Raw genomic sequence first — 13,228 nt, 5'->3', positions numbered from 1 at the left:
TTCAGATGAAACGCATTCGAATCCTTGTCTTCAATGCCGCGCTGGGCGTGCTCGACTACCGCGTGCCCGAAGGCGCCGTGGTCGAATACGGATCCGTGGTGATCGCGCCGCTCGGCCCCCGTCAGGTTTTGGGGATCGTGTGGGAGGCGGAACGCCTGAGCGCGCAAGAAGTGCCTGAAAGCAAACTCAGACCGATTCTGGAAGTGCTCCCCGTGCCCCCTATCCCCGTGCGGCTGCGACGGCTGATCGAGTGGACGGCGGACTATTACTGCGCCTCGCTTTCCTCGGTAGCGCGAATGTCGCTGGGATCGATGGCAGCTCTGCGCGGCGGCGGAACGACCACCGAATACCGGCTGACGGGCGAGGAACCCGCCCGCCTCACTCCGCAGCGCGCGGCCGCATTGGACGCGCTGCAGGGCGAGCAGGCCTCGATCAAGGAACTGGCGGAACTCGCCTCTGTCTCCGAAGGCGTGCTGCGCGGCATGGTCGGCGCCGGACTGCTGGAGCCAGTGGTGGTCGACCTCGACCGCCCCTACCCCCGCGCGAATCCGGAATTCGCGGTGCCGGAACTATCCGAAGGCCAACAGGCAGCGGCGGACGTTTTCGTGGAAGCGGTGAAGACGCACAAATTCGCGCCCTTCCTGCTCGACGGCGTCACCGGGTCGGGCAAGACCGAAACCTACTTCGAAGCCGTGGCCGAAGCGCTGCGGCTCAATCGGCAGGTTCTCGTGCTGCTGCCCGAGATCGCGCTGACCGAAAACTTCCTGCGCCGCTTCGAACATCGCTTCGGGGTGACGCCGATCCTCTGGCACTCGTCGCTGAAGTCCAGCGAGCGGCGGCGCGCGTGGCGCTCGATCGTTCTAGGGGACGCTCAGGTCATTGTAGGCGCCCGCTCGGCCCTGTTCCTGCCTTACGCGAATCTGGGCCTGATCGTGGTGGACGAGGCGCACGAAATCTCGTTCAAGCAGGATGATGGCGTGCGCTACAATGCCCGCGACGTGGCGGTGATGCGCGCCAAGTTCGAGGCGTTTCCCGTCATCCTCGCCAGTGCGACCCCCGCGCTGGAAACGATGCAGCTGGCCGAGGCTGGGGTCTACAGGAAGATCGACCTTCCCGCCCGCTTCGGCGGCGCGCAAATGCCCGATATCCAGATCGTCGACTTGCGCACAGAACCGCCCGAGCGCGGCAAGTGGCTGGCGCCCCGCCTTGTCGAAGAGATGAAAGCCCGCCTTGAGCGCGGCGAGCAATCGCTGCTGTTCCTCAACCGCCGTGGCTATGCGCCGCTAACGCTATGCCGCCATTGCGGATACCGCTTCCAGTGCCCGAACTGCACGGCCTGGCTGGTAGAGCACCGCTTCTCCAAGCGGCTCGCCTGCCACCACTGCGGCCACGAAGTGCCGGTGCCCGAAGCATGCCCCGAATGCGGCACCGGCGATTGCCTGGTCGCCTGCGGCCCCGGCGTTGAGCGGATTGCCGACGAAGTGGCGGAAATCCTGCCCGAAGCGCGCGTTGCGCTAGTGACGTCGGACACTATGAACACGACCGAGGCGATGAACGAATTCGTCGCCAAGGCGGAAGCCAAGGCGATCGACGTGATCGTAGGCACCCAGCTCGTCACCAAGGGCTATCACTTCCCCGAACTGACCCTGGTGGGCGTGGTCGATGCCGACCTTGGCCTTGAGGGTGGGGACTTGCGCGCCGCGGAGCGGACCTACCAGCAGGTCGCACAGGTCGCCGGACGTGCCGGGCGCGGGGAGAAGCCTGGCGAAGTTCTTATCCAGACGCGCCACCCCGAAGCTTCGGTAATCGCCGCCCTCGCCGCCGGTGATCGCGATGCCTTCTACGCCGCCGAGATCGAGGCTCGGCGCGACGCCAACGCACCTCCGTTCGGCCGCTGGGCGGCGATCATCGTCTCGTCAGAGGATCAGGCCGAGGCCAAGGCCGCCGCCCGCGCCATCGGCGGCACTGCACCCAACTTGCCCGACATGCTGGTGCTGGGCCCTGCCCCCGCGCCGCTCTCGCTACTGCGCGGACGCCATCGCTTCCGCCTGCTGATCAACGCGCGCCGCTCGGCAGAACTTCAGAAAGTGCTGCGAGAGTGGCTGGAACCGCTGCAATTCCCGCGCGGCGTAAGGGTGAATATCGACGTCGATCCTTACAGCTTCGTCTGAGCACCCTCTCGGCGTAGCAGTTCGCGCTTGATCGCCTCGCCGTAGGCATAGCCGCCGATCGATCCGTCCGAACGGATCACGCGGTGGCACGGGATCAGCACCGCGACATTGTTCGCGCCATTGGCAGAGCCCGTCGCGCGCACCGCGCCGGGCTTGCCGACGGCGGCAGCGATCTGCGCGTAAGTCCGCGTCTCGCCGGCGGGAATACGCTGCAATTCGCGCCAGACCGCCTGCTGGAACGCCGTGCCCTGCACATCGAGCGGGATCGCGCGCGACTGCCCGGGCTGTTCGACGGCAGCGACCACATCTCTTGCCACTCGATCGAAATCCTCTCCGCCTTCGATCAGTTCGGCCTTGGGGAAGCGCTCTGCCAGTTCCTCGCGCCCCTCATCGAAGGAAAGGCGGCACACACCCTTGTCGGTAGCGGCGACCAGCATCGGCCCCAGCGTCGTCGGCACGACCGACCAGTGGATTGCAACGCCCGCGCCGCCATTGCGCCAAGCCGAGGGAACCATGCCCAGGCGCTCATCACTGCCCTCGTAGAAGCGGGAGGCAGCACCGAAGCCGGCTTCGTAGATCGCCTCGGTCACGCTCGCACCGCCGCTCAGAGCCTCTCCAGCGCGGTCGAAACGGCGCGCGCGGGCATATTCGGCCGGAGAGAGCCCGACCGCGCGCTTGAACACCCGCTGGAAATGCGTGGAACTATAGCCGACTGCCTCCGCCAGTTCGGCCAGGCCGGGCGCGGTATCGCCCACCTCATCCAGCATCGCCAGTGCGCGGGTCACCGCTTCCTCGTCGCGTGAGACTTCATTGGGCCGGCAGCGCATGCAAGCGCGCAAGCCCGCATGTTCCGCCTCACAGGGTTCCGGGAAGAAGCGCACGTTCTCACGCTTGGGATGGCGTGCGGAGCAGGACGGGCGGCAATAGATGCCGGTGGACAGCACGCCGGTTACAAAGCGCCCGTCGAAAGACTTGTCGCGCGCCAGCACGGCCTGCCAGGCGCGCTCGTCCTCCACAGCGGCGGTCATGAGGTTCACTGTTCGTCTCCCTCTCGTTCAATCCGGGCCGCGAAGCAGCCATAGGCGGCATTGTGCGCGTGAATGCAAGCGATGCGCGGCTCGGCAAACAACGCGGCGATGCCTTCTTCAATGTCGCCGGGGCCGGCCAGCACAGCCCGCACCATCATGCCCTCCGCATCGAATCCCCGCAGCGACATCGTGCGCCCTGCGAACGCCGGAGGCAGCCGATCGACCAACGGTTCTGCCTGCGCCGCACCCTCGCGCACATATATCGCATACGCGGTGCGATAGGGATGCGGCGCTGAACCATCGGTGAAACCGTGGCTGGTGAAGTTCACCAGTAGAACCCGCTCCCCTTCCCGCGCATCCTCCAGACTGACCCGGCACGGATAGCCGGGATGGGCGTCCGCAATCAGCAGCCGGGCGCCGGAACGTCTCAGTTCCGCGTCACTCATGGTAAAATAATGGGTGAAGGAGCCTGCTTCCAGGCCAACGATTCGAAAGGTCACTGCCACACTCCGGTCACGCTTCACCCGAACTTCTGCAGCACCCGAATGATCCGCGCTTCCCGCGCCTTGCTTTCAAACCGCTTTTTTTGGCATTGTCCCCAGGCGCCCACCCGCGCCTTGCATAGTCGCACTATCGTCGCTATGCGCGCCCCGTCTGCGGGCCGGGGGGCACGTTAAAGTCGTGTACCCAAGTGCCTCAGCCCACCCGATGTAAGGATAGGACACGCGTGGAGAATTCCGGCGGCATCAAAGCCAGCTTGCAAGGGCGCTACGCTTCGGCGCTGTTTGACCTTGCCAGCGAGAACGGCGTCGTAACGAACGTCGAGGGTGACCTCGACCGTATCGGCGCTGCGATCAAGGAAAGCGGCGACCTCGCCGACCTGATTCGCAACCCCGAAATCAGCCGCAAGGCAGCCGGCGTGGCCATGGAGGCTGTGGCCGACGTGCTTGGCCTCTCCGCCCTGACGAAGAACTTCGTCGGCGTGCTGGCGGCCAATCGCCGCCTGTCGGCGCTGCCCGAGATCATTCGCGCCTTCTCCGCCATCGCCGCCGCCCAGCGCGGCGAAGCGACGGCCGAAGTCATCTCCGCGCACCCGCTCACCGACGCGCAGGTCCAGGACCTGCGCCAGAAGCTGGAAACGCGTGAGGGCCGCAAGATCAGCGTGAAGACCAATGTGGACGCCGATCTGCTCGGCGGTCTGGTCGTCACCATCGGCTCCAAGCGTATCGACAGCTCGATCCGCACCCGTCTCAATTCGCTCGCCCAGGCCATGAAGGGCTAAGAAAGGCACCACAATGGACATCCGCGCCGCAGAAATCTCGAAGGTCATCAAGGACCAGATCGCCAATTTCGGCACCGAAGCCCAGGTTTCGGAAGTCGGTTCCGTGCTCTCGGTGGGTGACGGCATCGCCCGCATCCACGGCCTCGACAAGGTCCAGGCCGGCGAAATGGTCGAATTCGCCAACGGCGTTCAGGGCATGGCCCTCAACCTCGAAGCCGACAACGTCGGCGTCGTGATCTTCGGCTCGGACGCCGAAATCCGCGAAGGCGACAGCGTCAAGCGCACCAACACCATCGTCGACGTTCCCGTCGGCAAGGGCCTGCTGGGCCGCGTGGTGGACGCTCTTGGCAACCCGATCGACGGCAAGGGCCCGATCGTCGCTGAAAAGCGCGCCCGCGTCGAAGCCAAGGCTCCCGGCATCATCCCGCGCAAGTCGGTGCACGAACCCGTGCAGACCGGCCTCAAGGCGATCGACGCCCTCGTTCCCGTGGGCCGTGGTCAGCGCGAGCTGATCATCGGTGACCGCCAGACCGGCAAGACCGCCGTCGCGATCGACACCTTCATCAACCAGAAGGAGGCGAACGCCGGCACTGACGAGAGCAAGAAGCTCTACTGCATCTACGTCGCCGTCGGCCAGAAGCGCTCGACCGTTGCGCAGATCGTGCGCCAGCTCGAAGAAAACGGCGCGATGGAATATTCCATCGTCATCGCCGCCACCGCTTCGGAGCCCGCTCCGCTGCAGTACCTCGCGCCCTACACCGGTGCCGCGATGGGCGAGTTCTTCCGCGACAACGCGATGCACGCCGTGATCGTGTACGACGACCTTTCGAAGCAGGCCGTCGCCTACCGTCAGATGTCGCTGCTGCTGCGTCGTCCTCCGGGCCGCGAAGCTTACCCGGGCGACGTGTTCTATCTCCACAGCCGCCTGCTTGAGCGCGCCGCGAAGATGAACGACGACAACGGCAACGGCTCGCTCACCGCGCTTCCGATCATCGAAACGCAGGCTGGCGACGTCTCGGCCTACATTCCGACCAACGTGATCTCGATCACCGACGGCCAGATCTTCCTTGAAACCGGCCTGTTCTACCAGGGCATCCGTCCGGCCATCAACGTGGGTCTGTCGGTGTCGCGCGTCGGCGGTTCGGCCCAGACCAAGGCGATGAAGAAGGTTGCCGGCTCGATCAAGCTGGAGCTGGCGCAGTACCGCGAAATGGCGGCCTTTGCACAGTTCGGTTCGGACCTCGACGCCTCGACCCAGAAGCTTCTCAACCGCGGTGCGCGCCTGACCGAGCTGCTCAAGCAGAAGCAGTTCTCGCCGCTGAAGTTCGAAGAGCAGACCGTGTCGATCTTCGCCGGCACCAACGGCTACCTCGATGCCCTGCCGGTTTCGAAGGTCACCGAGTACGAAGCCGAAATGCTCGACTTCATGCACGAAAAGCACGCCGACGTTCTCGAACTGATCCGTTCGACCAAGGACTTCGGCGACGAAGCGAAGAGCAAGACTAAGGCTGCGCTCGACGCCTTCGCCAAGCAGTTCGCCTGAGATTGACCTGATCCTCCGCTTCGGCTGCCTGCAAGGGCAACCGAAGCGGAAAACGGAGAGAAACGAGTGGCTTCGCTCAAGGAACTCAAAGGCCGCATCAACTCGGTCAAGTCGACCCAGAAGATCACCAAGGCCAAGCAGATGGTCGCCGCGGCCAAGCTGCGCAAGGCGCAGGCCGCTGCCGAATCCGCGCGTCCCTACGCCGCGCGTCTCGCCGAGGTGATGGGCTCGCTCGCCAGCAAGATCACGGTCAGCGAAAACAGCCCCAAGCTGCTCGCCGGCACGGGTAGTGACAAGGTGCATCTGCTCGTCGTCGCGAACTCGGACAAGGGTCTGTGCGGCGCGTTCAACTCGAACATCGTCAAGGCCGCACGCATCAAGGCGCACGAGCTGGAAGCACAGGGCAAGACCGTCCTGTTCTACCTGATCGGTCGCAAGGGCCGCGCTCCGCTGCGCCGGGAATTCCCGAAGCAGATCGCGCACATGTTCGACACCACCGACGTGCGCGACCCCGGCTTCAACGAGGCAGAACGCGTCGCCAACGAACTGGTCGCCATGTATGAGGCAGGCAAGTTCGACGTGGCGCACCTGTTCTACTCGAAGTTCCGCTCGGCGTTGCTTCAGGAACCGACCGACCAGCAGATCATCCCCGTTCCCACCCCCAAGGCCGCTGCTGCGACCGCCGGTGTGGATGCAGTGACCGAATACGAGCCGGAAGAGGAAGAAATCCTCGCCGCGCTGCTGCCGCGCTACCTGCGCACGCAGCTGTTCGGTGCCCTGCTTGAAAACGCTGCGTCGGAACAAGGTGCGTCGATGACCGCCATGGACAACGCGACGCGCAACGCGGGCGACCTGATCAAAAAGCTGACCATCCAGTACAACCGCAGCCGTCAGGCCGCGATCACTACTGAACTCGTTGAAATCATTGCTGGCGCGGAAGCGCTGTAAGTAACCGCAGGCAAGGAAACCAAAATGGCCACCGCACCCGTGCTAAACCAGACCGCCACTGGCAAGATCAGCCAGATCATCGGCGCCGTCGTCGACGTCACCTTCGAAGGTGAACTGCCGGCGATCCTCACCGCGCTCGAGACCGAGAACAACGGCCAGAAGCTGGTTCTCGAAGTCGCGCAGCACCTCGGCGAGAACACCGTCCGCACCATCGCCATGGACGGCACCGATGGCCTGACCCGTGGTCAAGCCGTCGCCAACACCGGCAAGCAGATCTCGGTCCCCGTCGGCCCGAAGACCCTCGGCCGCATCATGAACGTCGTCGGCGATCCGATCGACGAGCGTGGCCCCGTTGGTTCGGACATGTTCGCCCCGATCCACGCCGAAGCCCCGGCCTTCATCGACCAGTCGACCGAAGCGTCGATCCTGGTCACCGGCATCAAGGTCATCGACCTTCTCGCCCCTTACGCAAAGGGCGGCAAGATCGGCCTGTTCGGCGGCGCCGGCGTCGGCAAGACGGTTCTCATCCAGGAACTGATCAACAACATCGCCAAGGGCCACGGCGGCGTCTCGGTCTTCGCGGGCGTCGGTGAACGCACCCGTGAAGGCAACGACCTTTACCACGAGTTCCTCGACGCCGGCGTTATCGCCAAGGACGCCGAAGGCAACGCCGTGTCGGAAGGTTCGAAGGTCGCCCTGGTGTTCGGCCAGATGAACGAACCGCCGGGCGCCCGCGCTCGCGTCGCTCTCTCGGGCCTGACCATGGCCGAGTACTTCCGCGACCAGGAAGGCCAGGACGTTCTGTTCTTCGTCGACAACATCTTCCGCTTCACCCAGGCGGGCGCAGAAGTGTCGGCTCTGCTCGGCCGTATTCCTTCGGCCGTGGGCTATCAGCCGACCCTCGCCACCGACATGGGCCAGCTGCAGGAACGCATCACCTCGACCACCAAGGGTTCGATCACCTCGGTCCAGGCGATCTACGTTCCCGCGGACGACCTTACCGACCCGGCACCGGCCGCCTCGTTCGCCCACTTGGACGCAACGACCACGCTGAACCGCGCCATCTCGGAACTGGGCATCTACCCGGCCGTCGATCCGCTCGACTCGACCTCGCGCGTTCTTGAGCCCCGCGTCGTCGGCGCCGAGCACTACGAGACTGCCCGTAAGGTTCAGGAAACCCTGCAGAAGTATAAGTCGCTTCAGGACATCATCGCGATCCTGGGCATGGATGAGCTTTCGGAAGAAGATAAGCTCACCGTCGCCCGCGCCCGCAAGATCCAGAAGTTCCTGTCGCAGCCGTTCCACGTCGCGGAAGTCTTCACCGGCATCTCGGGCAAGTTCGTCCAGCTGGAAGACACCGTGAAGTCGTTCAAGGCCGTCGTCGAAGGCGAATACGACCACCTGCCCGAAGCAGCCTTCTACATGGTTGGCGGTATCGAGGAAGCGGTCGCCAAGGCCAAGAAGCTGGCCGAAGAGGCGTAATCGATCATGGCTCTGCACTTCGAACTCGTCACGCCGGCGAAGCTCGTCCGCTCGGAAGAGGTCCACATGGTGGTCGTCCCCGGCACCGAAGGCGAGTTCGGCGTGCTGGAGGGCCACGCGCCCTTCATGTCGACCGTCGCTGACGGCGCGCTCAAGGTCTACAAGGCCGAAGGCGCGGCACCGGAAGAAATCCGCATCACCGGCGGCTTCGCCGAAGTGGGCGAAAAGGGCCTCACCGTGCTCGCCGAGCACGTCGAGGGCTGATTTCCGACACGGCCTGACAAGGCTTCAGAAAGGGCGTCGCCGGGCAACCGGCGGCGCCCTTTGCCTTTGTGCTTCAGCGCGCGCGCCTTCCGAGTCACCGCCTACGTGCCGTTGGCGCGTGAAATTCCGGCGGCTTTGTGGCCACCCAGGCCACGAAACGGCGCATGGCTTCAGCCTCCAGCAGGGCTTCGGCACGCGGAGCCATGCGGGCCAGCTCGGCATTCGAAAAGGTGGCGTGAATGGTTCGATGGCAGATCGGATGCAGTGCCACCGTTTCCCGGCCGCCCCTGCTTTTGGGAACGGGATGATGCCATTCCACCCGCGTTCCCAGCGCGCGGCCGCACAGCCAACAGGTCTTCGTTTCCTCTCTCATATCGATCCCGAACGCCGCTCCATTAGGAAGTTATCAAAGTTTCAACCTTAATCCTCTGCCCATTCGCACAGGTTGGAGGCTTCGGCCGCCCGACCGGAGCGCTGGAAAGGTTTATTGAAGCATGACCGCATTCGGGCGACGTAACGGCATGGGTGGGATGGGCCAGGGCGCACGTCCCGCGTTCGGCGTGGCCAAGCCGCTCAAGAGCGGCGTCGGCGAAAAGCCCTCGGTTCCCGGCAATGGAGCCATGCCCGGCGGCGACCAGTTCCCGCCGGTGCCCGGCATGGATGCGCCCTCGCCCGGCCCGCAGAACCTGAGGGACGATGCGATGTCCCGCCTGTCCGACCGCGCCAACGCGGTCCATTCGGGCGAATCGGAGCAGAGCAGCTTCGAAGCATCGATCCACAAGATCAAGGAGCAGGTCCTTCCCCGCCTGCTGGAACGCGTGGACCCGGAAGCGGCGGCGACGCTGACCAAGGACGAGCTTTCCGAAGAATTCCGCCCGATCATCATCGAGGTGCTGGCCGAACTGAAGATCACCTTCAACCGCCGCGAACAGTTCGCGCTGGAGAAGGTGCTGATCGACGAACTGCTGGGCTTCGGTCCGCTGGAAGAGCTGCTGAACGATCCCGACGTGTCGGACATCATGGTCAACGGCCCGAACCAGACGTACATCGAAAAGAAGGGCAAGCTGCAGCTTGCGCCCACCAAGTTCCGCGACGAACAGCACTTGTTCCAGATCGCCCAGCGCATCGTCAACCAGGTCGGCCGCCGCGTCGACCAGACCACGCCGCTGGCCGACGCCCGCCTGAAGGACGGCAGCCGCGTCAACGTGATCGTGCCGCCGCTTTCGCTACGCGGCACCGCGATCTCGATTCGTAAGTTCTCCGAAAAGCCGATCACCATCGACATGCTCAAGGACTTCGGTTCGATGAGCGAGAAGATGGCCACCGCTCTGAAGATCGCCGGCGCCTGCCGCATGAACATCGTGATCTCCGGCGGTACGGGTTCGGGCAAGACGACGATGCTGAACGCCCTGTCCAAGATGATCGACCCGGGCGAGCGCGTGCTGACCATCGAAGACGCCGCCGAACTTCGCTTGCAGCAGCCGCACTGGCTGCCGCTGGAAACCCGCCCGCCGAACCTGGAAGGGCAAGGCGCGATCACTATCGGCGACCTCGTCAAGAACGCCCTGCGTATGCGTCCTGACCGGATCATCCTGGGCGAAATCCGTGGCGCCGAGTGCTTCGACCTGCTCGCCGCCATGAACACCGGCCACGATGGTTCCATGTGCACGCTCCACGCCAACAGCCCGCGTGAGTGCCTTGGCCGTATGGAGAACATGATCCTGATGGGCGACATCAAGATCCCCAAGGAAGCCATCAGCCGCCAGATCGCCGAGTCGGTGGACATCATCGTGCAGGTGAAGCGCCTGCGCGACGGTTCGCGCCGCACCACCAACATCACCGAGGTGATCGGCATGGAAGGTGACGTGATCGTCACCCAGGAACTGTTCAAGTTCGAGTATCTGGACGAGACGGACGACGGCAAGATCATCGGCGAATTCCGCCCGTCCGGCCTGCGCCCGTACACCCTGGAAAAGGCCCGTCAGTTCGGGTTCGACCAGGCCTTCCTCGAAGCCTGCCTGTAAGAACCGGGCACCTCACAATTCGCACCCGGTTGACACGAAACCGGGTGCGAATGTGTGTAACCTTGTGCCGTCGCTGCCCCCTGCCCGCGCGAACCGGTCAAGCTGGGCGAGATAGCTAAGAAGCGCGGAATTGTCCGCCTTTCGCTCGGTCGCGACATGCCGTCCGCGATAGATCCGCACCTTCAAAAGACCGAACAAGGCGCGCTGTGCCCGCTCCTCGGCTGTGACCTTTCGTTTTCGCGATCCGTCACCTTGTGCGGGCCTGTCACCTTGCGACGCCGCGCGGTCCCATGCCGTGACGAAACTGCCTGCTCCGGGACGACGGCGCAGGCGATAGGCCGTCTCGCGCGCCATCCCGACGCGCCTTGCGGCCTCGATCACCGAGCCGGTTTCCGCCAGCGCGCCAAGGAATGCAGCCTGACGCGCGGGCGTCCAGCCATCGGTGCGGCGACGCATCGGCACGGGCGAGAAAGCGGGAACCCGAACGTGGCGGGCTTTGCGGCGTGATGTGCGGACCTTCATCCGCAAGGTTAGGCCAGAATTGCCGTATGTAGGAAAGCAGCACCGCCCTACGCGAGCGCCCTAACCACCAGCGAAGCGGCCAGGGTCAGCATCGTCGCACCCACCACCGCATCCAATACGCGCCATGCCGCCGGGCGAGCGAATAGCGGGATCAGCAGTCGTGCGCCATATCCCAGTGCGGCAAACCACGCAAAGCTGGCGCTGGCGGCCCCGGCAACGAAGTAGGGGCGCAGCGCCAGCGGCTGCGCGGACCCGGCCGCGCCCATCAGCAGCAGCGTATCGAGGTAGACGTGGGGATTGAGGAAGGTGAAGCCCGCCGTTGCGGCCAATGCCCGCCCCAGCGAAATGCCCTGCCCACCCGCGACTTCGACGGTGCTCGGCACCGCCATACGGCGCAGCGCCTGAATGCCGTACCACGCAAGAAACACCGCTCCGCCCAGCGTGAGCACCATGGTCAACCCCGGCAAGGCACCAAGCACCGCCCCCACGCCCGCTACGCCAAGCGCAATCAATGTGGCGTCGGCACCGGCGCAGAACAGCACGACCGGGCCCACATGCTCCCGCCGCAATCCCTGCCGCAGCACGAACAGGTTCTGCGCGCCGATGGCCACGATCAGCGCCGCCATCAAGGCGAAGCCGGACAGGAAGGGATAGGCCGCGCCCATCATCGGTGCGCGCCGTCCTTCAAACCGATCCACAGCGACAGGATCATGCCGAACACCACGCCAAGCGTGAGACAGAAGGGGAGAAGCAGGACAGCCATGGCCGGCCATTTATCGCAAGCGCGTAGATGAATAAAACTTGATCGCCTAAGGCTGGTGAAGCATTGCTTCATCATGCTGGACTATCCTGCCTTGGCGGCGGTTTCCGCCGTGGTTCGCGAAGGCTCGTTCGAACGGGCCGCCGATGCGCTGGGCATCACCCCTTCGGCAGTTTCGCAAAGGGTCCGCGGGCTTGAGGAACGGCTGGGCGCGGTGCTGATCGTGCGCGCGCAGCCTTGCGAACCGACGGAGGTGGGCCGGGCGCTCTGCGCGCATTTCGATCAGGTGCGATTGTTGGAAGCGGATCTGGTGCCGCACCTCAACCCGCAGTTCGGCAAAGGCCAAGCGCCGCTGACCCTGAAGATCGCGATCAATTCCGACAGTCTGTCGACGTGGTTTCCGGAAGCGGCGGCGCAATTCATACAGGCCACCGGCACGCTGATAGACCTGATTGTCGATGACGAGGCGCATACCGCCGATCGCCTGCGATCCGGCGAGGTTTCCGCCGTGATCACTTCCGATCCCGAACCGATCCAGGGGTGCAGCACGATCGAACTGGGATCCCTGCGCTATCGCGCCTGCGCCTCTCCCGATTTCGTCGCCCGCCATTTTGCAGAGGGCATCGATCAGGCCAGCCTCTCTAAGGCGCCTTGCCTGCGGTTCGACCGGCGCGATGCCGTTCAATCGCGCTGGGCTGCCGAGTTTCACGGCGCGAAGCTTTCCGCGCCGACGCACTGGGTGCCCTCCACGCAGGGCTTCCTCGATTTCGCGGTACGGGGACTGGCCTGGGGAATGCATCCAGAGCCCTTGGCCCTGCCCTACATCGCGGCGGGAACGTTGGTGGAATTGCCGCCCCGCCAACCGCTGGTGGTACGGCTGTACTGGACGGTTACCCGCATACAGGCCGGATCGCTGCGATCGCTGACCGATGCGGTGCGCCGGGTGGCCTCGACAGTACTGGTTCCGCCGGGATGATGCCCCCCTATCGGGCGAACCAGTCCTTCGCGGAGATGCCCAGAAGCAGCACCGCCCCCATCAGCGTGATGAAGAATACCGTGGTCCACGGCATGAAGCCCACGCGGTCAAGGTCCTTGCGCCTCATGCGGCGGCGGTCGCCGATCCAGGCCACTGCCGCCAGAAAAACGCAGATGCCGCCGGCAACGGCCATGATGAGGTCGGAATCGATCATCTGCCGCCCTTGCC

At 64.7% G+C, this 13,228-nt stretch carries 14 protein-coding genes; 8 read left to right on the top strand and 6 right to left on the bottom strand.

Going from position 1 to position 13,228, the window contains the following annotated elements:
* Positions 1–5: 5 nt before the first annotated feature.
* Positions 6–2,171, top strand: a complete 2,166-nt coding sequence (locus WBP07_RS05200; protein WP_395394670.1) for a primosomal protein N' — start codon at positions 6–8, stop codon at positions 2,169–2,171.
* Here the strand turns inward: WBP07_RS05200 and ada are convergent.
* A complete protein-coding gene (gene ada / locus WBP07_RS05195; protein WP_395395726.1) occupies positions 2,156–3,199 on the bottom strand; it encodes a bifunctional DNA-binding transcriptional regulator/O6-methylguanine-DNA methyltransferase Ada in 1,044 nt (347 codons plus the stop codon). The genes WBP07_RS05200 and ada overlap by 16 nt on opposite strands.
* A 5-nt stretch (positions 3,200–3,204) precedes the next feature.
* Entirely contained in the window at positions 3,205–3,699 is a 495-nt protein-coding gene (locus tag WBP07_RS05190) for a DUF1203 domain-containing protein (protein ID WP_395394668.1), read from the bottom strand.
* 227 nt (positions 3,700–3,926) lie between these two features.
* Here WBP07_RS05190 and WBP07_RS05185 point away from each other — a divergent pair, with 227 nt between their 5' ends.
* The 5 genes from WBP07_RS05185 to WBP07_RS05165 all read left to right on the top strand — a co-directional run bounded on the left by WBP07_RS05185 (position 3,927) and on the right by WBP07_RS05165 (position 8,718).
* Positions 3,927–4,481, top strand: a complete 555-nt coding sequence (locus WBP07_RS05185) for a F0F1 ATP synthase subunit delta (protein WP_395394667.1) — start codon at positions 3,927–3,929, stop codon at positions 4,479–4,481.
* A 13-nt stretch (positions 4,482–4,494) separates the two neighbouring features.
* Positions 4,495–6,024: a F0F1 ATP synthase subunit alpha gene (gene atpA / locus WBP07_RS05180; RefSeq protein WP_395394666.1), complete on the top strand. Its 1,530-nt coding sequence runs from the start codon at positions 4,495–4,497 to the stop codon at positions 6,022–6,024.
* Positions 6,025–6,090: 66 nt separating this feature from the next.
* The gene (locus WBP07_RS05175) at positions 6,091–6,972 is read left to right on the top strand and encodes a F0F1 ATP synthase subunit gamma (RefSeq protein ID WP_395394665.1); all 882 of its coding nucleotides are present in this window, start codon (positions 6,091–6,093) and stop codon (positions 6,970–6,972) included.
* Between the two features lie 24 nt (positions 6,973–6,996).
* Positions 6,997–8,454 carry a F0F1 ATP synthase subunit beta gene (atpD, locus tag WBP07_RS05170; protein WP_395394663.1) on the top strand — a complete coding sequence of 486 codons (1,458 nt, stop codon included), beginning with the start codon at positions 6,997–6,999 and terminating at the stop codon, positions 8,452–8,454.
* A 6-nt stretch (positions 8,455–8,460) separates the two neighbouring features.
* Positions 8,461–8,718: an ATP synthase F1 subunit epsilon gene (locus WBP07_RS05165; protein ID WP_395394661.1), complete on the top strand. Its 258-nt coding sequence runs from the start codon at positions 8,461–8,463 to the stop codon at positions 8,716–8,718.
* A gap of 94 nt (positions 8,719–8,812) precedes the next feature.
* Here WBP07_RS05165 and WBP07_RS05160 read toward each other — a convergent pair whose 3' ends face one another.
* Entirely contained in the window at positions 8,813–9,091 is a 279-nt protein-coding gene (locus tag WBP07_RS05160) for an HNH endonuclease (RefSeq protein WP_395394660.1), read from the bottom strand.
* A 121-nt stretch (positions 9,092–9,212) separates the two neighbouring features.
* Between WBP07_RS05160 and WBP07_RS05155 the strand changes: the two genes are divergently transcribed.
* Positions 9,213–10,742: a CpaF family protein gene (locus tag WBP07_RS05155; protein WP_395394658.1), complete on the top strand. Its 1,530-nt coding sequence runs from the start codon at positions 9,213–9,215 to the stop codon at positions 10,740–10,742.
* Positions 10,743–10,754: 12 nt separating this feature from the next.
* On the opposite strand, the gene WBP07_RS05150 is transcribed toward WBP07_RS05155, so the two are convergent.
* Together WBP07_RS05150 and WBP07_RS05145 are read right to left on the bottom strand one after the other, a co-directional pair.
* On the bottom strand, positions 10,755–11,264 hold the full coding sequence (locus WBP07_RS05150) for a hypothetical protein (protein ID WP_395394656.1): 510 nt from the start codon (positions 11,262–11,264) through the stop codon (positions 10,755–10,757).
* A gap of 47 nt (positions 11,265–11,311) precedes the next feature.
* Complete coding sequence (locus WBP07_RS05145) at positions 11,312–11,932, bottom strand: LysE/ArgO family amino acid transporter (RefSeq protein ID WP_395394655.1); 621 nt, start codon at positions 11,930–11,932, stop codon at positions 11,312–11,314.
* 150 nt (positions 11,933–12,082) lie between these two features.
* Here WBP07_RS05145 and WBP07_RS05140 point away from each other — a divergent pair, with 150 nt between their 5' ends.
* Complete coding sequence (locus WBP07_RS05140) at positions 12,083–13,000, top strand: LysR family transcriptional regulator ArgP (protein ID WP_395394654.1); 918 nt, start codon at positions 12,083–12,085, stop codon at positions 12,998–13,000.
* Between the two features lie 7 nt (positions 13,001–13,007).
* Here the strand turns inward: WBP07_RS05140 and WBP07_RS05135 are convergent, their stop codons facing one another.
* Positions 13,008–13,214, bottom strand: coding sequence for a hypothetical protein (locus WBP07_RS05135; RefSeq protein ID WP_395394653.1), 207 nt, complete (start codon positions 13,212–13,214; stop codon positions 13,008–13,010).
* Positions 13,215–13,228: the final 14 nt, after the last annotated feature.

The sequence above is a fragment of the Novosphingobium oxfordense genome (genome assembly GCF_044029435.1).
Taxonomy (GTDB): Bacteria; Pseudomonadota; Alphaproteobacteria; order Sphingomonadales; family Sphingomonadaceae; genus Novosphingobium.
Note: the sequence above shows the minus strand (reverse complement) of the source record. Positions and strands in the feature narration are given on the sequence as shown.

What these genes read in the sequence shown, in the direction of transcription:
- WBP07_RS05200 (WP_395394670.1), top strand. Translation starts at nt 6, where the DNA reads ATGAAACGCATTCGAATCCTTGTCTTCAATGCCGCGCTGGGCGTGCTC.
- WBP07_RS05145 (WP_395394655.1), bottom strand. Translation starts at nt 11,932, where the DNA reads ATGATGGGCGCGGCCTATCCCTTCCTGTCCGGCTTCGCCTTGATGGCG.
- WBP07_RS05135 (WP_395394653.1), bottom strand. Translation starts at nt 13,214, where the DNA reads ATGATCGATTCCGACCTCATCATGGCCGTTGCCGGCGGCATCTGCGTT.
- WBP07_RS05160 (WP_395394660.1), bottom strand. Translation starts at nt 9,091, where the DNA reads ATGAGAGAGGAAACGAAGACCTGTTGGCTGTGCGGCCGCGCGCTGGGA.
- WBP07_RS05150 (WP_395394656.1), bottom strand. Translation starts at nt 11,264, where the DNA reads ATGAAGGTCCGCACATCACGCCGCAAAGCCCGCCACGTTCGGGTTCCC.
- WBP07_RS05165 (WP_395394661.1), top strand. Translation starts at nt 8,461, where the DNA reads ATGGCTCTGCACTTCGAACTCGTCACGCCGGCGAAGCTCGTCCGCTCG.
- WBP07_RS05155 (WP_395394658.1), top strand. Translation starts at nt 9,213, where the DNA reads ATGACCGCATTCGGGCGACGTAACGGCATGGGTGGGATGGGCCAGGGC.
- ada (WP_395395726.1), bottom strand. Translation starts at nt 3,199, where the DNA reads ATGACCGCCGCTGTGGAGGACGAGCGCGCCTGGCAGGCCGTGCTGGCG.
- atpA (WP_395394666.1), top strand. Translation starts at nt 4,495, where the DNA reads ATGGACATCCGCGCCGCAGAAATCTCGAAGGTCATCAAGGACCAGATC.
- atpD (WP_395394663.1), top strand. Translation starts at nt 6,997, where the DNA reads ATGGCCACCGCACCCGTGCTAAACCAGACCGCCACTGGCAAGATCAGC.